General features: G+C 71.3%; 18 protein-coding genes and 1 pseudogene. 14 read left to right on the forward strand and 5 right to left on the reverse strand.

All coding sequences use genetic code 11. The features are described 5' to 3' along the window. The first annotated feature begins 323 nt into the window (after positions 1 to 323). The 3 genes from DY245_RS30510 to DY245_RS30520 all read left to right on the forward strand — a co-directional run bounded on the left by DY245_RS30510 (position 324) and on the right by DY245_RS30520 (position 4417). A complete protein-coding gene (locus DY245_RS30510) occupies positions 324 to 791 on the forward strand; it encodes a hypothetical protein (protein ID WP_128510436.1) in 468 nt (155 codons plus the stop codon). Next, complete coding sequence (locus DY245_RS30515) at positions 788 to 3793, forward strand: tetratricopeptide repeat protein (RefSeq protein ID WP_128510437.1); 3006 nt, start codon at positions 788 to 790, stop codon at positions 3791 to 3793. The genes DY245_RS30510 and DY245_RS30515 overlap by 4 nt, the downstream gene beginning before the upstream one ends. A 318-nt stretch (positions 3794 to 4111) precedes the next feature. Then, positions 4112 to 4417 carry a hypothetical protein gene (locus DY245_RS30520; RefSeq protein WP_128510438.1) on the forward strand — a complete coding sequence of 102 codons (306 nt, stop codon included), beginning with the start codon at positions 4112 to 4114 and terminating at the stop codon, positions 4415 to 4417. Here the strand turns inward: DY245_RS30520 and DY245_RS30525 are convergent. Continuing rightward, positions 4402 to 5001 carry a GNAT family N-acetyltransferase gene (locus DY245_RS30525; protein ID WP_244943370.1) on the reverse strand — a complete coding sequence of 200 codons (600 nt, stop codon included), beginning with the start codon at positions 4999 to 5001 and terminating at the stop codon, positions 4402 to 4404. The two genes, DY245_RS30520 and DY245_RS30525, sit on opposite strands and share 16 nt — an antisense overlap. A 157-nt stretch (positions 5002 to 5158) precedes the next feature. Here DY245_RS30525 and DY245_RS30530 point away from each other — a divergent pair, with 157 nt between their 5' ends. Next, on the forward strand, positions 5159 to 5950 hold the full coding sequence (locus DY245_RS30530) for an SDR family NAD(P)-dependent oxidoreductase (protein WP_128510439.1): 792 nt from the start codon (positions 5159 to 5161) through the stop codon (positions 5948 to 5950). A 95-nt stretch (positions 5951 to 6045) separates the two neighbouring features. Further along, positions 6046 to 6405, forward strand: a complete 360-nt coding sequence (locus tag DY245_RS30535) for a MerR family transcriptional regulator (protein ID WP_128510440.1) — start codon at positions 6046 to 6048, stop codon at positions 6403 to 6405. Positions 6406 to 6435: 30 nt separating this feature from the next. Here DY245_RS30535 and DY245_RS30540 read toward each other — a convergent pair whose 3' ends face one another. Further along, positions 6436 to 7476: an Rv2578c family radical SAM protein gene (locus DY245_RS30540; RefSeq protein ID WP_128510441.1), complete on the reverse strand. Its 1041-nt coding sequence runs from the start codon at positions 7474 to 7476 to the stop codon at positions 6436 to 6438. A 157-nt stretch (positions 7477 to 7633) separates the two neighbouring features. Here DY245_RS30540 and DY245_RS30545 point away from each other — a divergent pair, with 157 nt between their 5' ends. The 4 genes and pseudogenes from DY245_RS30545 to DY245_RS30555 all read left to right on the forward strand — a co-directional run bounded on the left by DY245_RS30545 (position 7634) and on the right by DY245_RS30555 (position 12173). Next, positions 7634 to 8077, forward strand: coding sequence for an SRPBCC family protein (locus DY245_RS30545; protein ID WP_128510442.1), 444 nt, complete (start codon positions 7634 to 7636; stop codon positions 8075 to 8077). A gap of 252 nt (positions 8078 to 8329) precedes the next feature. Further along, positions 8330 to 10583: MFS transporter (locus tag DY245_RS30550; RefSeq protein WP_425329460.1), on the forward strand; the 2254-nt coding region annotated here is incomplete at its 3' end. A gap of 1 nt (position 10584) precedes the next feature. Then, positions 10585 to 10902: pseudogene (locus DY245_RS46990) on the forward strand (carboxypeptidase-like regulatory domain-containing protein); the annotation flags it as partial. A gap of 329 nt (positions 10903 to 11231) precedes the next feature. Continuing rightward, the gene (locus tag DY245_RS30555) at positions 11232 to 12173 is read left to right on the forward strand and encodes an alpha/beta fold hydrolase (RefSeq protein ID WP_128510443.1); all 942 of its coding nucleotides are present in this window, start codon (positions 11232 to 11234) and stop codon (positions 12171 to 12173) included. Here DY245_RS30555 and DY245_RS30560 read toward each other — a convergent pair. Then, on the reverse strand, positions 12164 to 13021 hold the full coding sequence (locus DY245_RS30560; protein ID WP_244943368.1) for a class I SAM-dependent methyltransferase: 858 nt from the start codon (positions 13019 to 13021) through the stop codon (positions 12164 to 12166). The genes DY245_RS30555 and DY245_RS30560 overlap by 10 nt on opposite strands. A 284-nt stretch (positions 13022 to 13305) precedes the next feature. Between DY245_RS30560 and DY245_RS30565 the strand changes: the two genes are divergently transcribed. After that, a complete protein-coding gene (locus tag DY245_RS30565) occupies positions 13306 to 14364 on the forward strand; it encodes a hypothetical protein (protein WP_128510445.1) in 1059 nt (352 codons plus the stop codon). Positions 14365 to 14391: 27 nt separating this feature from the next. Here the strand turns inward: DY245_RS30565 and DY245_RS30570 are convergent, their stop codons facing one another. Both DY245_RS30570 and DY245_RS30575 read right to left on the reverse strand, forming a co-directional pair. After that, positions 14392 to 15267 (reverse strand): serine hydrolase, encoded by an 876-nt coding sequence (locus tag DY245_RS30570; protein ID WP_128510446.1) that lies wholly within the window; start codon positions 15265 to 15267, stop codon positions 14392 to 14394. Positions 15268 to 15497: 230 nt separating this feature from the next. Next, positions 15498 to 16382, reverse strand: coding sequence for a PucR family transcriptional regulator (locus tag DY245_RS30575; RefSeq protein ID WP_244943369.1), 885 nt, complete (start codon positions 16380 to 16382; stop codon positions 15498 to 15500). A gap of 357 nt (positions 16383 to 16739) precedes the next feature. On the opposite strand from DY245_RS30575, the gene DY245_RS30580 reads away from it, so the two are divergent. The 4 genes from DY245_RS30580 to DY245_RS30595 are packed head-to-tail and all read left to right on the forward strand — an operon-like array spanning position 16740 to position 21907. Next, the gene (locus DY245_RS30580; protein ID WP_128510460.1) at positions 16740 to 17573 is read left to right on the forward strand and encodes a M55 family metallopeptidase; all 834 of its coding nucleotides are present in this window, start codon (positions 16740 to 16742) and stop codon (positions 17571 to 17573) included. Continuing rightward, entirely contained in the window at positions 17566 to 18906 is a 1341-nt protein-coding gene (locus DY245_RS30585; RefSeq protein ID WP_128510447.1) for a M20/M25/M40 family metallo-hydrolase, read from the forward strand. The genes DY245_RS30580 and DY245_RS30585 overlap by 8 nt, the downstream gene beginning before the upstream one ends. A gap of 44 nt (positions 18907 to 18950) precedes the next feature. Further along, entirely contained in the window at positions 18951 to 20978 is a 2028-nt protein-coding gene (locus tag DY245_RS30590) for a S9 family peptidase (RefSeq protein ID WP_128510448.1), read from the forward strand. Next, complete coding sequence (locus DY245_RS30595) at positions 20975 to 21907, forward strand: S66 peptidase family protein (RefSeq protein WP_128510449.1); 933 nt, start codon at positions 20975 to 20977, stop codon at positions 21905 to 21907. Before DY245_RS30590 ends, DY245_RS30595 begins: the two co-directional genes overlap by 4 nt. Positions 21908 to 22002: the final 95 nt, after the last annotated feature.

Below are 22002 nucleotides of genomic sequence, written 5' to 3' on the forward strand. Positions count from 1 at the left end.
GCCGGGCCCCCGCCCCGGAGCGGGGCGCGGGGCCGGGCGGGGGCCAGGGGCTGTCCGGCTAGCCGGCCGGGCCCGGCCGACGGACCAGGGGCGCACCGGCCTGGGGCCTACGGGTCGGGTGGGGGCCTACGGGTCGGATGCTCCGGCGGCCCAAACGCGGTCTTCACCGTGCCCGCCCCGGCATCGGGTGGCTTCCTTGCGGCTTCAGCACAGGAGGCCCTGTAGGGAGCCGGTGTCGGTGGCTTCCGCTACGGTCGAGTCGACGGTGAGTCAGGCGCCTTCGGGGGCAGGGCGTCGGCAGGCTCGTCGAAGAAGGAGGCCTGATGCTGCAGGAACTGGTTCTGGCGGGCGGCACGACGGTCGTAGGGGCTATGGCAACCGATTCCTGGGCGGCAGTCCGTGCCGGAGTGGCCAGGCTCTTCCGGCACCGTGGTGAGGAACGTCAGTCGGCCATTGAGGCGCAGTTGGACGGTAACGCGGAGTTGGTCGCGCAAGCCGAGGACAGAGAACGTGTACGCCAGAGTCTGATTGCGCTGTGGTCGCTGGAGCTGGAGTCGCTGTTGGACCGCCACCCGGAGGCCGTCGACGAGCTTCGGACCCTGATCAGTGAGATCGGGGCAGGGCGGCCGACAGGGCAGGAGACGTGGGTGCAGACCAATGTCGCCCGGGACAACGGGCGAGTGTTTGCCGCCCAGGGCGGCAACGTCATCATTCACGAGGCACCACTGGGCGGACGGTCGGTGACCGCGCACGGGGCGGCCGACGAGGAGGGCACCGGAGACGCCCGTTGAATCCGCCGGATGCCGAAGCCTGGTCGGAGGACGGCAACGGCGCCCGCCAACGGATTCGGGTGGACAACGGTTTCGGCTACGGGGTCATCGGCGCCGATCTGCACGTCTTCGCCGACCGAGGCCCTGTCTACCTGCTCGCCGAGCACCGCCCACCGCCGGTGGACCTGGACCCTGCGTGGCTGACCACGCAGCCCAGTCGATTGCTCAACGCCCGTTACCGGATTGTGGACTTCACCGGACGCAATCGGGAGCGGGCCGAGCTGGCCGACTGGCGTGACGGAGGCGGCCCGCGCGTCTCGGCGATGTGGCTGCACGGTACCGGCGGGCAGGGCAAGTCACGGTTGGCAGCCGAGTTCGCGGCCGACAGCACCGCAGCGGGCTGGAAGGTGGTCACGGCCACCCACGGCCCCGGTGCTGTCCTGCCGCAGCCGGGGAGTCAGGATCTTCGGCTGAACGGTGCCACCGGAGTGCTCCTGATCGTCGACTACGCGGACCGCTGGCCTGTCTCCCATCTGACCTGGCTGTTCAGCAACAAGCTGCTCGACGGAACGGTGCCCACACGGCTGCTGTTGCTGGCACGGTCGACCACTCAGTGGCCGGCCGTCCGGGCTGCGCTGGAAGACCTCACCGCGGAGACCGGGGACGTGGAGCTGGCGCCGCTCGACGCCGAGCATGATCGTGGTGCGCGGACAGCCATGTTCACCAGGGCCCGTGACTGCTTCGCCGCTTGCTACGGACTCGCCGACCCGACCGTCGTAGGTCCGCCCGACGATCTGCACCGGCCGGACTTCGGACTCGTCCTTGCGGTGCACATGGCCGCGTTGGTCGCCATCGATGCCCACACCCGCGGGCAACGGCCGCCGAAGGGCATGGCCGGGCTCTCCGCCTACCTGCTGAACCGTGAACGCAAGCACTGGACCCAGCTCTGGGAGAACAGACTCGAAGGCCTCGAATTCGGGACGCCACCCAGCGAGATGAACCGTGTGGTGTTCACCGCGGCACTGACTGGAGCCACCACCCACGCGGACGGCAAGGCCACCCTGACCCGACTCGGCATGGAGCGTCCGGAGCGACTGCTGACCGACCATGCCGCTTGCTACCCGTCGTCGGAGCCGGGCGCCGTATTGGAGCCGCTCTATCCCGACCGGCTGGCCGAGGACTTCCTCGCGCTGAGCCTCCCCGGGCACCACATCACCGCCTACCCCGCGGCTCCTTGGGCGGAGACGGCAGTGGACGAACTGAGCGCACGCCACGAGGACGACACGTCGCGCGGCCATGCAGCCCGGGCCGTGACCTTCCTGGCCTCGGCCGCGGTTCCCCATCGCTGGCCGCACGTGGCGCACCACCTCGAACGGATCCTGCGCGCAAATCCGGCACTGGCCGTTGCCGCGGGCAGCACCGCCCTCAGCACCGTGGCCGAACTCGACATCGAGCCGGCTGTCATGGAGGCGGTCGAAGCCCACTTCCCCCGATTCGGTCAGGCAGACCTGGACGTGGGAATCGCCGCTTTCACGGAACGGCTCACGGCGTATCGGCTCTCCACCACCGATGCTCCCTCCGAGCGCGCTCGCCTGTATCAGGACCTCGGATTCCGGCTGTCGAGGGCGGGGCGCCGGGAAGACGCTGTGGCCGTTACGCAGGAGGCGGTGCGTAGCTTCCGACGAGCGGCGGCCGACGCCGCGGCGTACGAGCCGGGCCTCGCCATGGCCCTGGTCAACCTCAGCGAGTGCGCCTTTCGTGCAGGCAGTTCGAAGGAGAGTCAGCAGGCGGCCGAGGAGGCGGCCAAGCTCTTCCGGAGACTGGCCGCAGCGGATCCGGCCGCGTACGAGCCCGGTTTGGCGATGTCGCTCAGCCATCTGGGACAGGGGCTGTCGGACTCACGGCGTACAGAAGAGGCCCTCGCCTCCACCGAGCGGGCGGTCGGCATCTTCTGGCGGCTGGCTGCGTCCCATCCGTCGGCGTACGAGCCCGGTCTGGCAATGGCCTTGGCCAACCTCGGCGTCCTGTCCTGGCGACTGCGCCGCTGGAGCGACGGTCTGGTCGCCACCGAGCGGGCGGTCGAGATCATCCGACGGTGGGTGACGTCGGCCCCCTCCACGGACGAGTCGGACCTCGCACGGTCCCTCGCACTGGACGAGTCCGTCCTGGCGCTTTCACTGGGCAACCTGGCGGTGCTGCTCTGGGGAGCACGCCGTCGGACCGATGCGATCAGCGCCCTTCAGGAAGCGGTGGGGATCAGCCGACGACTGGCCGCGGTGAACCCCGAGGCTCACGAACCCTCGCTCGGGCAGCTGACGACGAATCTCGGCATCTACCTGTCGCGGGTGCGGCGGTGGAAGGCAGCTCTGGCTGCGGCTGAGGAGGCAGCGGAGATCTGCGGCCGTCTCGCAGCCGCCGACCCGGCGCGGTACGAGGCCGCGCTCGCGAGGTCACTGCAGGTTTCGGCGTTGGCGCGGATCGGCGACTCACAGGATCTGCGGCCGGCGCAGCGGGCGGCGGACCAGGCCGTGCGGATCTACCGGAGGCTCGCGGCAGAGCGACCGGCCGAGTTCCGCAACGCGTGGGAAGAGGCCTTGGAGACCCGGGGAGCCGTGCATGATGCGCTCGCCGGCCTCCCCGTCAAGATCAATATCCGCTGGACGGTGGAGGAGCACTGGTCGACCCTGCTGAACCAGGACGAGGTCTGGCAGGACGCCCAGGACCGGCGCGTTCGCCTGGACGAGATGGACCCCACCTACTGCACCAATGTCCTGAACTTCATACTCCGGCAGGCTGACGGCATCGTGCAGATGCTGCTGAACGGGCTCATCGTCGTTCCCGGGTCATTGGGCTGGAAGGAGGGAGACGACGCGGTGTCGTGGCTGGAGCGGCAGCCTCTCGTGACCGCTCTACGACGCCGGGCGGCGGGAAAGCGGGCCCGAGCCGAGCTGTGCCACTGCGGGTACCGGATTCAACCCGATTGGAGCCATGAGTACTGCTACCCCGGAATCATCGTGGACTGACCCTTGCACGTGGGGCGCCGGCCTTTCGGGAGAAGCGTGTTACGGGAGCCTGTCCTCCGGACTCGCCCGACAGGGCAGACAGCAGCCCGGCCGGCTATCGGTCAGGGCCATGTCAGCAGCGTCCGCTGTGGAGTTCTTGCCTACGGCCGACGCTCGCCAATAGCCTGAAAGGCTTTCCCTTCCGGTGGATTGGGCCCTGAGGTGCCGTCCGCGCCGGGAGCCGTGGAGAGAGGAAGGAGCGTGTCGCCATGAAGTGGCGAACCCAGCCGCCCGCCCGGAAGGTCCGGGAGTCCGGGCGGCGGTTCCGGAAGGAACGAGATGTCCCGTACGGACAAGACGAAGCCACTGTGGGTGCGCCACGCGGAGCACAACCCCCGGCCGGTTCATGATCATCGCTACGGTGCCTGCGATCTGCCGCCGCTTGCGAGGCGGGAAGACGCGGACACCCGCTGCCGGTGGGAAGACCCCGGCATGCTGCTGCTCGGCCGCACCTGCTGTGCGGGTTGTCACGTGCGCGCCTGCGTCAAGGAATGGCAGCAGATGGTCAGGACCAGCAACCGCAAGGAACGCTATGCAGGCCGGCGCGAGGCTCGCCGTTATGCCCTCGGTCAGGACAGTGAATGACCTCGCCTCGCATTGCCCATAACCTGGATTGACGCGGGCCCCGACGTCGGACACTCCTGGGCCAGAGAGCGCCGGTAGCGCAGTTCCGGGACGCTGCTGCCGTCCACCTCGTACGCCTGCTCGGCACCGTCCGGTACGAAACCGGCCCGCTCGTAGAACCGCTGGGCGCGGGAGTTGCCGTGTACCACCCACAGGTACAGCGTGTGGAAGCCGCTCGCCCGGGCGCGGGCGGTGCCGGCGGACAGCAGGGCGTGTCCGATGCCGGTGCCGATCAGGCCGGGCGCCACGTAGAGGGCGAGCAGTTCGCCCGCGGTCGGCCGGGGCGCGGGCAACTCTCCGGCTCCCGGGGCGATATCGGGGTCGCGGGCCGGGCCGACACACGCCCAGCCGACGACTTCGCCGTCCCGCTCGGCCACCAGGTCCGACACCTCCGGCGACCGGTGCCCGAACCACGACCGCCGCCGTTCGGCATCCGCCGCCACGCTCATCGCGTCCAGATACGCCTGTGGCATCAGCCCGCGGTAGGCCCTCTGCCAGCCGTGGACCCGCACCGCGGAGACCGCTTCGATATCGGCTTCGGTCATCTCCCGTATCCGTACGGGGTGTGACGGCTGCGCGGGGGCGCGCTCAACAGTCTCATCCATGCCGGAGAGGTTAGGAGGCCCGTCAAGAGGTTTCCCCGGACGGAAGCCCGGGAGCCGCTTGACCTTGCCCCTGGCGTCAGGGTTCGAGACTCCCGGTATGGAACGCACAACGCACACCGGGCCGGTCGCGCCCGGAACGGACAGCAGGGTCGTGATCGTCACCGGCGCCGGGACCGGGATCGGGCGGGCCACCGCCCACGCCTTCGCGGCGGAAGGGGCACGGGTACTGGCGGTGGGCCGCAGACCCGGACCGCTGGCGGAGACGGCGGCAGGGGCCGCCACCGGGGACGGCGAGATCGTGCCGTACGCCGCCGATATCACCGCGGACGGCGTGCCCGAGGACCTCGTACGCCACGCGGTCGAGACGTACGGCCGACTGGATGTGCTGGTCAACAACGCCGCGGTGGTGGGCAGCGGGGCGCTCGGCGGCTTCACCAAGGAGGGGATGGCTCCGCAGCTGGCGACGAACCTCGTGGCGCCGGTGTTGCTGACACAGGAGGCCGTGCCGCATCTGGAGCGGACCTGCGGGGTGGTGGTCAACATCAGCACCTCGGTCGGCCAGCGGGGCTGGCCGGGCAACTCGGTCTACGCCGCGACGAAGACCGGGCTCGAACTCCTCACCCGCAGCTGGGCGGTGGAGCTCGCCCCGCGCGGCGTACGGGTCGTCGCGGTGGCTCCCGGTGCGATCGAGACCCCGATCGCGCTGCACCAGGGCTGGTCCCTGGAACAGCGGGAGGCCGTACGGAAGTGGCAGATCGAGCACACGCCCATGGGGCGGGTCGGCCGTCCCGAAGAGGTGGCCTGGGCCGTCACCCGGCTCGCCGCGCCGGACGCGTCGTTCGTGACCGGGGTGGTCCTTCCGGTCGACGGGGGAGCGGTCGTCGGGTGACGAGGGAGCCGAGGGGCGGCCCGTGCGGGGGCGGGCCGGGCCGCGCCCGCCCACCCCGTCCTGGTAGAACGGTGCCCGGACGGGGAGGTGGCCCGGTGCGGATCGGGGAGCTGGCGCAGATCACGGGGGCGTCGCCGCGCGCGCTGCGCAACTACGAATGCGAGGGGCTGATCGCCTCGGAGCGGGCGGCGAACGGCTATCGCTTCTACGACGCCGGCGCGGCCGTACGGGTCGCCAATATCCGCCACCTCCTGGCGGCCGGGCTCACGCTCGCCGATGTCCACTGTTTCAGCGACTGTCTGGACGGCGACATGACCACCGCCCCGCCGTCACCGGAGGGGCTGCGGATCGCCCGTGAGCGGCTCGCCGTCATCGACGAGCGGATCGCCGCCCAGACGGAGGCGCGCAACCGCCTGGCGCGGGCCCTGGACGCGGCTCCGGCCCCATCGGGCTGATCCGAAGGCCCTGATCTGACCCTCGCGCGGTCAGATCAGGGCCAACTGGGTCGGTTCCGAGGGGGTGTCGGGGGCTTTGGCCGGGTCGCTGCCGGGATCCGCGGACGGCGGCGGGATCCGGCGGGCCTCGCCGGGCCGGGCGGGCCCGATGCCGTACTCCGCGGCGAGTTCATGGACCTGACGGGTGATCCGGCGCTGGTACCACTTGGGGGCGTAGGCGCCGTCCGCGTACATCGTCTCGTAGCGCCGCACCAGATGCGGGTGGTGGTGGCCCAGCCACGCCATGAACCATTCGCGGGCGCCGGGCCGCAGATGCAGGACGAGCGGGGTGACGGAGCCGGCGCCGGCGTCCGCGACGGCCCGGACCGTGGCCCGCAGCTGCTCCGGAGCGTCCCCGAGGAACGGGATCACCGGGGCCATCAGCACCCCGCACGGGATGCCGTGCGCGGTGAGCGTACGCACCACGTCCAGCCGGCGCTCCGGGGCGGGTGTGCCGGGCTCGACGGTGCGCCACAGCTCGCGGTCCAGGAAGCCGACGGAGACCGAGATGCCGACGTCGGTGACCTCGGCGGCCTGCCGCAGCAGCTCCAGGTCGCGCAGGATCAGCGTGCCCTTGGTGAGGATGGAGAAGGGGTTGGCGTGGTCGCGCAGCGCCGTGATGATGCCGGGCATCAGGCGGTAGCGTCCCTCGGCGCGCTGATAGCAGTCGACGTTCGTGCCCATCGCTATGTGGTCACCGCGCCAGCGGCGCCCGGCCAGCTCGCGGCGCAGCAGGTCGGGGGCGTTGACCTTGACCACGATCTGCGAGTCGAAGCCCTGTCCGGTGTCCAGGTCGAGATAGCTGTGCGTCTTGCGCGCGAAGCAGTACACACAGGCGTGGCTGCAGCCGCGGTAGGGGTTCACGGTCCATTCGAACGGCATGCGTGAGGCGCCCGGGACACGGTTCACGATCGAGCGGGCGCGCACCTCGTGGAAGGTGATCCCGCGGAATTCGGGGGTGTCGATCGTCCGGCTGACGACGTCCGCGCCGAACAGGGCGGATGGGCTTTCGCCCAGATTGTCCCAGCGCATCGGGCCTCCTTCGGGTCCTGCCGATCCCCCCGTTCGCAATAATAGAACACATGTTCCCTTGCGGCCTGGCGGCCCTGAATTTGGGTGCGCCGCCGAGGGGTGGTTGGCTTGGCGGCGCACCGCAGGACCGGCAGCCGACTACTGGAGGAAGACACACATGGGTCAGGTCGAGGCCACCACGCAGCGCGAGATCGCGGCGGACCCGGAGGACGTGTTCGACGCGCTCGCCGACTACACCGGCACGCGCCGGAAGCTGCTGCCCGAGCACTTCAGTGAGTACGAGGTCCGCGAGGGCGGCGACGGCAAGGGCACCCTCGTCCACTGGAAGCTCCAGGCCACGAGCAAGAGGGTGCGCGACTGTCTGCTGGAGGTCGACGAGCCGACCGACGGCCAGCTCGCGGAGAAGGACCGCAACTCCTCCATGGTGACCACCTGGACCGTCACCCCGGCCGGCGAGGGTCGCGCCAACGTCGTCGTCACCACCACCTGGCAGGGCGCCGGCGGTATCGGCGGCTTCTTCGAGCGGACCTTCGCGCCCAAGGGGCTCGGCCGGATCTACGACGCCGTCCTCGCCAACCTCGCCAAGGAAGTGGAGAAGTGATCGGCCGCCACTCCGGTCACCCTGAGTAGATTCCGTCACGCTCACCGGTTCGGGTGGTTTCCGGTGGGCCGAAGTGTCGGTCCCGCCGGAGCCGTTCCGTACGGAAAGCCCTGATGGGAGCCCAATGGGCGCCCGGGGCAACGTACTTGACGTCCGCTCCCGCCCCGCACGCACCCATTCGCCGCGCTTGATCGGTGTTGTCGCCCAATGCGAGAACTTGGGCGGCAACAGGCGTGACGAGGGGAGCAGCACGTGGGCGGGACCACCCTGAGCGAGCGGATCGAGTGGACCGATCCGCCCACACCCGGCGCGGCAACGGCTCCGGCCGCCGCACGCAGAACCGGGCACCCCGGCCCCGGCGGTGCGCCGGTGTCCCTCAGCCCCCGCCGCGTCCGCATGGTCTTCCTCGGCCTGATGCTGACGCTGCTGCTCGCGGCCCTCGACCAGACCATCGTCGCCACCGCGCTCCCGAAGATCGTCGGTGAGCTGCACGGCCTGGGCGCGATGTCCTGGGCGGTGACCTCCTACCTCCTCGCGTCGACCATCGGCCTGCCGCTCTACGGCAAGCTCGGCGACCTCTTCGGCCGCAAGCCCGTCTTCCTCTTCGCGATCCTCGTCTTCACCGCCGGCTCGGCGCTGGCCGGCTGGTCGCGCACCATGGACGAACTGATCATCTTCCGGGCCGTGCAGGGCGTCGGCGGCGGCGGGCTCATGATCGGCGTCCAGGCGATCATCGCCGATGTCGTACCGCCACGGGCCCGCGGCCGCTACATGGGCCTGATCGGCGCCGTCTTCGGCCTCGCCTCCGTGGCCGGCCCGCTGATCGGCGGTTTCTGCACCGACCATGCCTCCTGGCGCTGGTGCTTCTACCTCAACGTCCCGTTCGGTGTGCTGACGCTCCTCGTCATCACCTTCGTCCTCAAGCTGCCCCGGCGCGCCGGCCGCCCCAGGCTGGACGTCGCCGGGGCGCTGCTGCTCGCCGCCTTCTCCACCTGCCTGGTGCTGCTGACCAGTTGGGGCGGCACCGAGTACGCCTGGAACTCGCGGGTCATCCTCGGCCTCGGCGCCGGCGTGCTCGGCACCGCCCTGCTCTTCCTCGCCGTCGAGCACTTCGCCACCGAACCGCTGATCCCGCTGCGGCTGTTCCGCGACTCGATCTTCAATGTCACCGGCCTCATCGGCGCCGTCGTCGGCATCGCGCTCTTCGGCGCCGCCAGCTATCTGCCGACCTTCCTGCAGATGGTCGACGGCGCCTCGGCCACCGAGTCCGGGCTGCTGATGCTGCCCATGATGGGCGGCATCGTCCTCGCCTCCGTCCTCTCCGGCCAGCTCATCAGCCGCACCGGGCACTACAAGATCTTCCCCGTGCTGGGCTGCGCGGTGGCCGCAGGGGGGATGTGGCTGCTGTCGCGGATGCAGCAGGACACCCCGCGTGAGGTCTACAGCCTCTGGATGGGCGTCCTCGGCATCGGCATCGGCTTCGTCATGCCGGTGCTGGTGCTCGCCGTGCAGAACTCCGTACGCACCGGCGATCTCGGCACCGCGACCAGTGCCAACAACTACTTCCGGCAGATCGGCGGCAGCGTCGGCGCGGCCATCTTCGGCACCCTCTTCGCCGACCGGCTGGCCCGCCAACTCGGCGACCGGCTGCCGAAGTCGGCGCAGCTGCCCGACCCGGAGTCGATCACCCCGCAACTGGTGCGCGCGCTGCCCGCCTCGCTGCGCGACAGCTATATCGCCGCGTACGCACACGCCATGCCGGGGATCTTCTTCTACCTCGTGCCGGTGCTCGTCCTGGGCCTTGTGCTCGCCTTCTTCCTGAAAGAGAAACCCCTGGTGTCCCACGTCTCTCCTGCCCCGCAGGCCACCCCGACCCCGCAGGCGCCGTACGGCGACCCGGCCGACACCTCGGCCGTGCCGCAGGCACGCTCCGCCGCGGACCCGCACGCCACCAACTCCCGTGGCTCCGGCGCCGCATACTCCCGATCGAACGGCTACGGCGGCACCGCGCACCTCGCGGCCGGCCTGCCCGTGTGCGGCTCCGTCCGGCACCACGACGGCTCCATCGTGCCGCGCGCCGCGCTCACCCTCATCGACGTCGCCGGCCGGCAGATCGGCCGCGGCGCCACCGGCGAGGACGGGCGGTATGCGCTCAGCACGCCGGGCGCCGGCTCGTATGTGCTGATCGCGGCCGCCGGCGGACACCAGCCGCAGGCGGTGACCGTCACCGTCGGCGAGCGGCCGGTCGAACTGGATGTGGTGCTCGGCGGCGCGGGGCGCCTCGCGGGCACCGTCACCACCGCCGACGGCACACCCGTACGCGACGCCATGGTCACCCTCACCGATGTCCGCGGCGAGGTCGTCGCGACCACCCGCAGCGGGCGCGAAGGCGGCTATGTCATCGGGGAGCTGGTGGCCGGCGAGTACACCCTCGCCTCCAGCGCCCCGGCGTACCGCCCGGCCGCCCTCCCGGTCACCGTCCAGGCGTCCCGCGAGACCCGCCAGGNGCCGCCCTCCCGGTCACCGTCCAGGCGTCCCGCGAGACCCGCCAGGACATCGAACTCGCCGGCGGCGCGGTGCTGCGCGGCACCGTACGTGCCGGTGGCGGCCGGCCCGTCGAGGACGCCAGGGTCACCCTCCTGGACGCCGCCGGCAATGTCGTCGACACCGCGACCACGGGAGCCGACGGGCTGTTCCGCTTCGTGGATCTGTCGGCCGGTGAATACACCGTGATCGCCGCCGGATACCCGCCGGTGGCCACCGTGCTCCAGGTGGCGGGCGGCGGCCGCACCGAACGCGACCTCCAGTTGGGGCACGAGGACTGACCGCCCCGCCACGGTGCGGCGGACGGTGCCCGATGGGCGGGCATACGTCCTCTTCGGGCGATGCCGCCCGCCGCACCGCTCCTCGGCCGCACCGCGGAAGCGGTGGTGCAAGGTCTCGTGATAGTGCGGGGCGGAAGGCAGCCGGATCGAGCTGCCTACGAACTGGGTGGTGGCCGGCCGGGCGGGTGGCTGACGGCATGCGTAGGCGCTATGCCGTGCGCGTGCGTGTATGTGACGAAACATCAAGAAGCCGCAGCTGAAAGGGAGATGGGGAGTCGAAGCCGGGGGCGGCCGGCGGCGCGGATGCGTGGCCGTGATGGGATGGCCGTATGGCGGAGATCGGATTTCCCGAACCACGCATCGGAGCGGAGTGGGCACGGCGACGGATCGGGGCGTTCCGCGATGCGGAGGCGTTCGAGCGGTTCGCGGCGGTCTACCGGGAGGCGATGGGCCAACTGCCCGAGCCCGATGAGCAGCGGACGGTGCAGGCCGCGTTCGGGAAGGTGCGGGTGTACCGCTTCGGTACCGGGCAGCAAGTGCCGCTGGTACTGATGCCGGGGAGGGGGTCGTGCACTCCGCTGTGGCGGACGAATCTGCCGGGGCTCGTCAAGAGCGGACGCCCGGTGTACGCGGTCGACGGGCTCGGGGAGCCGGGCTGCAGCTCGCAGTCGGCGCCGATGACGTCCGCGGCGGACCAGGCGGCCTGGATCGACGAGATGCTCGGTCGGCTGGAGTTGCCCTCCGCGCATGTGCTGGGCGTCTCGATCGGCGGCTGGCCGGCGCTTCAGGTCGCCGTCCACCGGCCCGAACGCATCGCGTCGGTGATCACGCTGGATCCGGCGGACTCCTTTGCGGCGCTGAGCTGGAAGATGATCGTGGTCTCGCTGGGCAGTGTGATCCCCGGGATGCCGGAGGGGCTGCGCAATCGGCTCCTGGGCTGGATCTCCGGCGGTGTCGACAACGCCTCGGACCATATCGAGGGCCGGCTGATCGCCTCGGGCATGCGGGACTTCAAGGTCGGCTTCCCGGCCCCGGCCATGCCCAGCGACGACGAGCTGCGCTCCATCGGCGTACCCGTGCTCGCGCTGATCGCCGGGGAGAGCATCGCGCACAACCCGGAGAAGGCCGCGGCCCGTGCGCGTAGGGTGCGCGACTGCACGGTGGAGGTCTGGCCGGAGGCGTCACACGCGATCAATGGCGAGTATCCGGAGCGGATCGCTGAGCGCGTGGACGCGTTTCTCGCCGGGGTCCCGCGGAACCGTCAGGGCTGACCGGGCACGGGGGCGACGGCGGGGGCCGCGGCGAAGCGCAGGCGGGTGATGAGAGGGCGGTCCCTGCGGAGCAGGGGCAGGGCGGCGGCGCGGGGCGCGAGATAGCCGAGGAAGCCGCGGCCCGCGGGGAGCGGTACGTCGGCCACATCGGTGACGGCCGGATGGACCGAGCGCAGCTGGGCCCGGTCGGCCGCGTCCATGCCCCAGGGCATCGGGGGCAGGCAATGGCCGCCGGGCCCCTTGGCGCCGGCGCGGGTGCGGGCGCTGAAGCGTCGCGACACGGTGTCGAACACCATCGTGCCGCCGGGAAACGCGCCGGCGCAGGTGGCGATCAGATGGGTCACCTGCGCGGGCTGCAGATACATCATCAGGCCCTGGGCGGTCACCAGGACGCCGCGCGAGCCGTCGATGCCCGTCATCCATTGGCTGTCGCGGGCGTCACAGGCCACCAGCCGCTGCCGCGTGCCGTGCGGCAGTACGCGCCGGCGCAGCGCCAACGGGTCGGTCAGATCGACGGTGACCCACTGGGCCCGGCCGTTGTCCACCCGCCAGAACTGCGTCTCCAGTCCCTCGCCGAGAGCGATCACGGTGCCGTCCGGGTGGGCGGCGAGGAATTCACGCACCACGCCGTCGAAGGCGAGGGCGCGCAGCGCGATGGCCTGCGCCACCCAGGGCCGGGCGGCGCCCAGCCGTTCCTGGAAGGGGAAGTCCACCTCCGCGACGAGCTGTACGGCGCGTGGATCGGGCAGCACGGTGTCGGGGCGGGCGGCCTCGGTGGCGCGGTGATAGAGCGTCCACAACGCCGTTTGGGGAACTCCCTTGAGGTCTGCCTTGACGCGGCCTGCCACCGAATTCCTCCCGGAGAGTGGTGTGGGGCGGTGGGCCGGCGGCGATGATGCTGCCCTCTGGCTCGCCGGATGTGCTTCCTCGATCATGTGGCGTTGATATCGCTGGTCGCGTCACCCGCGAGGGCGATCGGGGCGCCGGTCACCCTGGGGAGTGCATAGTCGTACCGCAGAGATCGGGGCGGCGCGCCCCGCCGACGGGCCAACCCGGCGTGGCGCGTGGGGTTTTGCGCCGCGGAACCATGGGGAACGGGGGAGTTGTGGCAGCAGCGGGCTGGCGGAAGTGTGTGCCGAGCCGTGAGGTGGCGGCCGTCATCGCAGTGGTCCTGGTGGTGCTCGTGGGCGGTGGGTACGTCTCGAAGCCGCTGTGGCAGCCGTGGTGGTACGCGGGGACCATCTGCGACGGGCTGCTGTCGGCGGACGACCTGGCCGACGTACTCCCCGACAAGGAACTACAGGCCGGCAAGGAGGAGGCGGATCTCGCCCACGGCCGGCTGAAGTGCGGGGTGGACACGGACGACGGTCACTTCTCGCTGGTCGTGGACGTCGAGTCCGACCCCGACGAGGTGGATCGCGAGCTCACCGGCGAATTCACCATTCCCACCCGGCCGCGGTTCGTCTTTCCGTCGGGGATCCCCGGCTTCCAGAGCGACCTGGGGCACTACATCGTTCAGGACTGCCCGGATCTGCGACGGGACTCCTCCGGGCGCAAGCGGCGGCTGGTCACACGGGTGATCGGCGCCTGGGACGAGAAGAACGGCACGCCCGCCACCTTGCGGATCGCGGTCTCCCTCGCCAACGGCGTGTCCCAGAAGCTGGGTTGCGGGGCGCCGGAGCTGCCGCTGCCGAAGCGGGCCGTGATCGAGGAGAAGGCGGTGGCGCCGGCGGAGGGCGGGGCCAACTGCGGCTGGCTGGGCCGGGTGCGGCTGCCGAAGAACCCGTCCGGCAAGCCGTGGCGGGTCGTGTCCACCGAGGCCCGTACGCCGATCACCAGCTGCACACTGGTGGACGCCGCGAGCGGGCAGCCGTACGCCGACTTCAGCGGCTGGTACGGGAACTGGACCGATACGTCCTTCGCGACGCTGATCGGCGCCAATGTCGCTCTTCCCAACCATTTCGAGGGAACAGGTCCCTTGATGAGCGAGCACTTCGGGACCGCGGCGGCCCGCTGCGACGGAGAGTCCGCGCACTACGAGGCGAGCACCTATCCGGTCGATCAGGCCCGGAGCCTGCCGGCGCGCGAACTGCGGCCGCTGCTGGTCGCGTTCGCCCGTGACCAGGCGGAGCGGCGGGGCTGCACCCGTCTGCAGTTGCCGGGGAAGCGGATCTATCCCAACCGGAGGTGAGACGGTGCGGACGCCGCGGCGCCGGACTCAGTGCGTCAGGTCGCGGTGGATGACGCGGGCGGCTCCCTCGACGGTGGCCACGCCGTAGTCCATGGTGTGGTTTCCGGTGGAGAGGACGGCCATGCCGTAGTCGTGGCCGTTGCCGGTGAAGGTGCCGACGCTGTTCACCCGCCAGCCGTCGGTCTTGCGGGGCAGCCAGCCGTTCTTGACGTGCACGGTCGCCGTGGCGGGCGCGCCGGCGGGAACTCCCCAGCGCTGGTCGGCGGCGACCCGGTGCATCAGGTCGAGCGCATAGCCGCGGGAGGCCGGGGTGAGCACGGCGTTGTCGGTCGTCAGCAGCTGCATCAGCGTGAGCTGGTCGCCGGCGGTGACCTGGGTGAGGCCCCAGGCGCCGCCCGGCCCCGGGACGGTGTGCCGCATGGCGGCGAGTTCGAGGAAGCGCTTGACGCCGGCGGGGCCGATCTGGTGCCACAGCGCGTTGGTCGAGGCGTTGTCCGACTTGGTGATCATTGCGGTGGCCAGCTTGACCTCGCGGGGCGTCAGCTTGCGATGCGCCTCCTCGGTCTGGCGGAGCAGGGCCCCGAGCACGGTGACCTTCACCACACTCGCCGAGTCGAAGTGCGTACCGGCCTTGAACTCGCAGTGGGTCCGGGTGCGCCGGTCGTAGATCGCCAGCGCCGACGCGCCCTGACGTCCGTGGAGGGCGTCGGCGATGTGCTGGGACAGCACGGGGGCCAGGCCCGGCTTCTTCGACGTGCATACGACCTTGGAGCCGCCCACCGCGGTGCTGGCGGTGCTGGCCGAGGCCGAGGTCGCCGTGGTGAGCACCGTGAGCAGCGATCCGGCGGCCACGAGCGCGGCCAGCCCGCGGCGCGTGCAGGTCGATATGCGTGATCCGTGCATGAAGGTGGTGTCCTGTCCCGCTGTGTACCGGAGGCCCCGCCCCTGGGCGGTCGGCCTCGTGCGACCGGCGGTGAGCCGGTCCTGGCAGCCGTGTGCCGACTTGCGTCCCCATCCATGGGTCACGGAGACGATACGGCGCCGGGGTGTGGACACCTCGGAGAAATAGGGCGGAATGTCCGTATTCGGGAGGTCGGCTCGGGTGTGACATTCACCAAATGCGGGGGGTGTCTCTAGAGGCGCGGCACGGGCCTGCGGAGCCTGGTGGCGGCTCGCGAGCGGCGGCCGACGGCTGCCCGGCGCCGGTGGGCGCCCGCCATCAGCTGGCGGCTGCGGAGTGCCATCTCGATCTCGAACCGGGCCCGCGGGTCGCGGAGCCGTGCGCCGAACAGCTTCTCCAGCTGGCGCATCCGGTAACGCACCGTCTGCGGATGAATACTGAGCGCCTTGGCCACCTCCGGGGCCCCCATCCCGCCCAGCCAGGCCAGCAGGGTGGCTTCCAGGCGCTCGCACCGCTCCGGTGTCAGGCCCGCGAGCGGGCGAAGGCGGCGGGCGATGAGGGTGTGGGCCAGTGACTCGTCCTGGAGGAGAAGAAGGGCGGAGAGGTGGTCGTCGACGAAGACCACCCCGGCGTCGGGGCCGTCGTGCGGGGAGGTGAGGTCGAGCAGTCGGGACGCGGAGCGTATGGAGGCCGCGGCGTCCTGCGCCGGCACCGCATGGCCGACCGCCGCGGCGCGATGGCGCAGTACGCCCTTCAGCTTGGCCCGGCCGTCCCTGCCCTCGGCGAGCGCGCCGGGGATCAGCAGGCCCGGCGCCTCGCCCGGTGCGCTGACGAGGCAGTCGCCCAGTGCGGACGCCACGAGGTGGATGTCGGTGGCGGTCCGCAGCATGACCGCCCGCACCGTGTCGGGCAGCGGGTGGCCGGTGCGCAAGGCATCCTCGATCAGCTGGGTGACCTGCGTGCGGCCGCCGTGCTCAAGGACTTTCCGGAAGCCTGGATTGCGTTCGCAAAGCGTTTGCGTGATCAGTTCGGTCAGTCGGGAGAGTTGGTCGCTTTGGGTGTCGGCCCGCCCGTCACGGGACTGCGGTAACCGGGTGCCGTTGAGTGCTTCGCTCACAGTTCTGCCTCTGCTTCATCACGTGGGAAGCTGGTCCGGCATGTTCTACCTCATGGGGCAAGTGCCTTCGGCAGCTGACAGAAGTCCTCCGAAAGACCGTCGGATTACCGTCGGAAGTCGTTCCGCTTTGCGGCAGAAACTGTGTGAGTTACGGCGCCACACGAGCGTTCCAAGGCTCCCCGTCGTGCCGGTCGGGGTGTTGCGGCCAACCGGCCGGTCCTGGAAGGTGCTGGACGGGGCGTCAGACCGAAGGCCCTGGTTAGGGTGGGGAAGCCGTTCGGCGCCTCGAAACTGTTGTGAACGAGTGATGTCAGGAATCGTGCGTACCGCCTCCTAGCTGCGATAGGACTGGTGAATGTGAAGATCCTCATCTCCGCGGACATGGAGGGCGCCACCGGCGTGACCTGGCCCGCCGATGTGCTGCCCGGCACGCCCCAGTGGGAGCGTTGCCGCCATATGTTCACCTCCGACGTCAATGCGGCGATTGCCGGATTCTTCGATGGCGGAGCCGATGAGGTACTCGTCAACGAGGCGCACTGGACGATGCGCAATCTGCTGCTGGAACAGCTCGACGAGCGTGCGCAGATGCTCACCGGGCGGCACAAGTCGCTGAGCATGGTGGAGGGTGTGCAGCACGGCGATGTCGACGGCATCGCCTTCGTCGGCTACCACACCGGCGCGGGCACCGAAGGCGTCCTCGCGCACACCTACCTCGCCAACACGCTCACCGGTGTCTGGGTCGACGGCACCCGTGCGAGCGAGGGCTTCCTGAACTCCCTTGTGGTCGCCGAATACGGCGTGCCGGTGGTGCTGGTGACCGGCGACGACCGCACCTGCCAGGACGCGCTGGGGTACGCCCCGCAGGCGCCCGGTGTGGCGGTCAAGGACTATGTGTCGCGCTATGCGGCGGTCTGCCGGCCACCGGCCCGTACGGCGGCCGACATCCGGGCCGCGGCCCGCAAGGGAGCGGCGCTCGCGGTCCGTCACGAACCCGCCCGGCGCGGGCCGTTCGGGTTCGAGTTGGAGTTCGACGCCGAGCATTTGGTGGGCGCGGCGACCTGTGTGCCCGGCGTGGAGCGCAGCGGGGAGCGCCGGGTCGCGTATACCAGTCAGAACATGTACGAAGCCATCCGGTGCTTCAAGGCGGTCACCACCGTCGTGTCGTCAGCCGTGGAGGAACAATATGGCTGAGAAAGAGCACGCTTTCGGCGTGAATCAGCAGGCGCTCGACGAGGTGGTGCGCTTCACCTCCGATCTGATCCGGATCGATACCAGCAACGCCGGTGACGGCACCTGCCAGGAGCGCCCGGCCGCCGAATACGTCGCCGAGCGGCTGGCCGAGGCCGGCATCGAGCCGACGCTGCTGGAGCGCAGCAAGGGCCGGACCAATGTCGTCGCCCGTATCGAGGGCACCGACCCGGCGGCCGACGCCCTGCTGGTGCACGGCCATCTGGACGTGGTGCCCGCCGAGCCCGCCGACTGGAGCGTGCACCCCTTCTCCGGGGAGGTCCGCGACGGCGTGGTCTGGGGCCGGGGCGCCATCGACATGAAGAACATGGACGCCATGGTGCTCGCCACGGTCCGGCTCTGGGCGCGCACCGGAGTGCGGCCGCGGCGGGACATCGTGCTGGCCTTCACGGCCGACGAGGAGGCCAGCGCCGAGGACGGCTCGGGTTTCCTGGCCGACCACCACCCCGAGCTCTTCGAGGGCTGCACCGAAGGCATCAGCGAGTCCGGCGCGTTCACCTTCCATGCAGGCGGCGGGATGCAGCTGTACCCGATCGCGGCGGGGGAGCGCGGTACGGCCTGGCTGAAGCTGACCGCCCGCGGCCGGGCGGGGCACGGTTCGAAGGTCAACCCCGACAACGCCGTCAGCCGGCTGGCCGCCGCCGTGGCCCGGATCGGCGCGCACGAATGGCCGGTCCGGCTCACTCCGACCGTACGGGCCGCGCTCCGCGAACTCGCCGCGCTGCACGCCATCGAGGTCAATGTCGCCTCGCCCGACCTCGACGTCGACGCGCTGCTGGGCAAGCTCGGCCCGTCCGCCAAACTGGTCGAACCGACGGTCCGCAACAGCGCCAACCCGACGATGCTGTCGGCCGGTTACAAGGTCAATGTGATCCCCGGGTCCGCCGTCGCCTACGTGGACGGCCGGGTGGTGCCCGGCGGCGAGGCGGAGTTCCGTACGACCATGGACGAGCTCACCGGGCCGGAGGTGAGCTGGGACTACCACCACGGCGAGGTCGCGCTGCAGGCGCCGGTCGACTCCCCGACGTACGCCGCGATGCGGGCCGCGATCGAGCGCTTCGACCCGGACGGCCATGTCGTCCCGTACTGCATGTCCGGCGGCACGGACGCCAAACAGTTCTCCCGACTGGGCATCACCGGCTACGGCTTCTCGCCGCTCAAGCTGCCCGAGGGCTTCGACTATCAGGCGCTCTTCCACGGGGTGGACGAGTGTGTACCGGTCGAGGGCCTGCACTTCGGTGTCCGGGTGCTCGATCACTTCCTGCGCGTGGCCTGAACGGCCGACGCCTTGCCCGACCGGCGAAGGAGAGGACCCGCCCCATGGTGACCACGGCCCCCTACGGCACCTGGCCGTCCCCGGTAGATGCCCGGACGGTCGCCGCACACGACGGCCGGCCGGCCTTTGTCGGCGTGGTCGGCGACGAGGTGTGGTGGACCGAGCCGCGGCCCGCCGAGGGCGGCCGGCGGGCGCTGATCCGCCGACGGCCGGACGGCACCGAGGAGTCGGTGCTGCCCGCGCCCTGGAACGTCCGCAGCCGGGTGCTGGAGTACGGCGGCCAGCCCTGGGCCGCCACGGTCACCGAGCGCGGGCCGCTGGTCGTCTTCAGCGACTTCGCCGACCAGCGCCTGTACGCCTACGCACCGGAGCACGACGAGGCCCCGCGCCCGCTCACCCCGCTCTCCGGCGTCGGTGACGGACTGCGCTGGGTCGATCCGGTGCTGCGCCCGGACCTCGGCGAGGTCTGGTGCGTCCTGGAGGAGTTCACCGGCGACCGGCCGACGGATGTGCGGCGGGTGATCGCCGCCGTGCCGCTCGATGGCTCGGCCGCCGAACACCGCGATGCCGTACGGGAGTTGAGCGACGACCGGCACCGCTTCGTCACCGGCCCGCGGATCTCGCCGGACGGGCGGCGGGCGGCCTGGATCGCCTGGGACCACCCCCACATGCCCTGGGACGGCACGCTGGTGATGCTCGCCCGGATCACCGCCGGGGGCGCCTTCGAGGACATCCGGCCGCTCGTCGGTGGCCTCGGACCCACCGCGGCGGACGGCGGCGGCAGCGGCGAGTCCGTCGCACAGATCGAGTGGGCCGCCGACGGCGCGCTGCTGTTCGTCTCGGACCTCAGCGGCTGGTGGGAGGTGCAGCGCATCGACCCCGACGCGGCCGACGACGACGTGGTGGCCAGCCGCGCGCTGTGCCCCGCCAGGGAGGAGGAGTTCGGCGGCCCGCTGTGGAACATCGGGCAGCGCTGGTTCCTGCCCCTGGACAACGGCACCCTCGCGGTCATCCACGGCCGCGGCGCCACCACCCTCGGCATCCTCGACCCGGTCAGCGGCGAACTGGTCGACTCGGCGGGCCCCTGGACCGAATGGGCGCCCCACCTCGCGGTGCACGGCAGCCGGGTGGTCGGCATCGCCGCCGGCCCGCACAGCTCGTACGAGATCGTCGAGCTGGACACCTGTACCGGACGCTCCCGGGTGATCGCCTGCCGGCACGCCGACGTCCTGGACCCGGCCTACTACCCGCGGCCGCAGAGCCGCACCTTCACCGGTCCCGGCGGGCGCGACGTCCACGCCCATATCCATCCGCCGCACCACCCCGACCACACCGCCCCCGAAGGCGAGCTGCCGCCCTTCGTGGTGTGGGCGCACGGCGGCCCCACCGGCCGTGCCCCGCTGGTGCTCGACCTGGAGATCGCCTACTTCACCTCCCGGGGCATCGGCGTCGCCGAGGTCAACTACGGCGGCTCGACCGGATACGGCCGCGCGTACCGCGAGCGGCTGCGCGGCCAGTGGGGCGTGGTGGACGTCGAGGACTGCGCGGCCGTCGCCCGGGCGCTGGCCGACGAGGGCAGCGCCGACCGCGCCCGGCTCGCCATCCGCGGTGGCAGCGCCGGCGGCTGGACCACCGCCGCCTCGCTGACCGCCACCGACCTCTACGCCTGCGGCACCATCAGCTACCCGATCCTGGACCTGGCCGGCTGGGCGACCGGCGAGACCCATGACTTCGAGTCGCGGTATCTGGAGTCGCTGGTCGGCCCGTTCGCCGAGGTCCCCGACCGCTACCGCGAGCGCTCGCCGCTGCACCGCGCGGACCGGATCACCGCACCGTTCCTGCTGCTCCAGGGCCTGGACGATGTGATCTGCCCGCCCGCGCAGTGCGAACGGTTCCTCGCCGAGGTCGCCGGCCGCGGCATACCGCACGCCTATCTGCCGTTCGCCGGCGAGGGCCACGGCTTCCGCCGGGCGGAGACCATCATGCGCGCCGTGGAGGCCGAACTCTCCCTCTACGCCCAGACCTTCGGCATCACCCGGAGCGATGTCCCGGTGCTGGAGCTGCGCGGATGACGGCGGCGGAGCTGCGCCGGCCGCCGCGGCTGCACCCCGGCGACCGGGTGGCGGTGGTCGCACCCAGCGGCCCGATCGTGGCGGAGCGGCTGGACTGCGGGCTGGACGTGCTGCGCGGCTGGGACCTCGACCCGGTAGCCGCGCCCCATGTCCGCGGCACCCACGGCACATTGGGCTATCTCGCGGCGTCCGACGAGGACCGGGCCCGCGACCTCCAGGACGCATGGTGCGATCCGTCCGTCAAGGCGGTGTTTGCCGCGCGCGGTGGCTACGGTGCCCAGCGGATGGTCGACCTGCTGGACTGGTCCGCCCTCCGGGCCGCGGCCGCCAAGCCGCTGATCGGCTTCAGCGATGTGACGGTGCTGCACGAGGCGTTCGCGGTGCGCGCGGGGGTGTCCACGCTGCACGGTCCGGCCGTCGCGGGCGAGGTCTTCCTCAAGGACGACGCCACCCGCGAACAGCTGCGCCGCACGCTCTTCGCGCCGGAGTCCGTCCGCACGCTGACCTCGGCATCCGCCCGTCCGCTGGTGCCGGGACGGGCCCGCGGGGTCACCGTCGGCGGCTGTCTGGCCATGCTCGCGACCGAGCTGGGTACCCCGCGGGCCAGGCGCGGCGCGGCCGGCGGCCTGCTCCTGCTGGAGGATGTCGGGGAACCGCCGTACCGCATCGACCGGGCGCTCACCCAGCTGCTGCGCGCCGGCTGGCTGGACGGGGTCAACGGGATCGTCCTCGGCTCCTGGGCCCGCTGCGGGCCGTACGAGCGGGTGCGGGAGGTGCTGGTGGACCGCCTGGGCGGCCTCGGGGTGCCGGTGGCCGAGGAGTTCGGCTTCGGGCACGGCGACTCTGCGCTGACGCTGCCGCTGGGCGTCCCCGCCGAGCTGGACGCGACGGCCGGCACGCTGAGCTTTGCGCATCCGGCGCTGGTGTGAACCGGGGCCGCGGTGGGCCTGAACTGACGTCCTAACTGCGAATCGTGTCAGGGACGTTGACTTGTCCGTTACTCGTGTCACAGCATGATCGCGCC

The organism is Streptomyces inhibens, from assembly GCF_003389455.1.
In the GTDB taxonomy this organism is placed as follows: Bacteria; Actinomycetota; Actinomycetes; order Streptomycetales; family Streptomycetaceae; genus Streptomyces; species Streptomyces inhibens.

What these genes read in the sequence shown, in the direction of transcription:
- DY245_RS30520 (WP_128510438.1), top strand. Translation starts at nt 4,112, where the DNA reads ATGTCCCGTACGGACAAGACGAAGCCACTGTGGGTGCGCCACGCGGAG.
- DY245_RS30545 (WP_128510442.1), top strand. Translation starts at nt 7,634, where the DNA reads ATGGGTCAGGTCGAGGCCACCACGCAGCGCGAGATCGCGGCGGACCCG.
- DY245_RS30570 (WP_128510446.1), bottom strand. Translation starts at nt 15,267, where the DNA reads ATGCACGGATCACGCATATCGACCTGCACGCGCCGCGGGCTGGCCGCG.
- DY245_RS30530 (WP_128510439.1), top strand. Translation starts at nt 5,159, where the DNA reads ATGGAACGCACAACGCACACCGGGCCGGTCGCGCCCGGAACGGACAGC.
- DY245_RS30540 (WP_128510441.1), bottom strand. Translation starts at nt 7,476, where the DNA reads ATGCGCTGGGACAATCTGGGCGAAAGCCCATCCGCCCTGTTCGGCGCG.
- DY245_RS30590 (WP_128510448.1), top strand. Translation starts at nt 18,951, where the DNA reads ATGGTGACCACGGCCCCCTACGGCACCTGGCCGTCCCCGGTAGATGCC.
- DY245_RS30585 (WP_128510447.1), top strand. Translation starts at nt 17,566, where the DNA reads ATGGCTGAGAAAGAGCACGCTTTCGGCGTGAATCAGCAGGCGCTCGAC.
- DY245_RS30525 (WP_244943370.1), bottom strand. Translation starts at nt 5,001, where the DNA reads ATGACCGAAGCCGATATCGAAGCGGTCTCCGCGGTGCGGGTCCACGGC.
- DY245_RS30595 (WP_128510449.1), top strand. Translation starts at nt 20,975, where the DNA reads ATGACGGCGGCGGAGCTGCGCCGGCCGCCGCGGCTGCACCCCGGCGAC.
- DY245_RS30555 (WP_128510443.1), top strand. Translation starts at nt 11,232, where the DNA reads ATGGCGGAGATCGGATTTCCCGAACCACGCATCGGAGCGGAGTGGGCA.
- DY245_RS30510 (WP_128510436.1), top strand. Translation starts at nt 324, where the DNA reads ATGCTGCAGGAACTGGTTCTGGCGGGCGGCACGACGGTCGTAGGGGCT.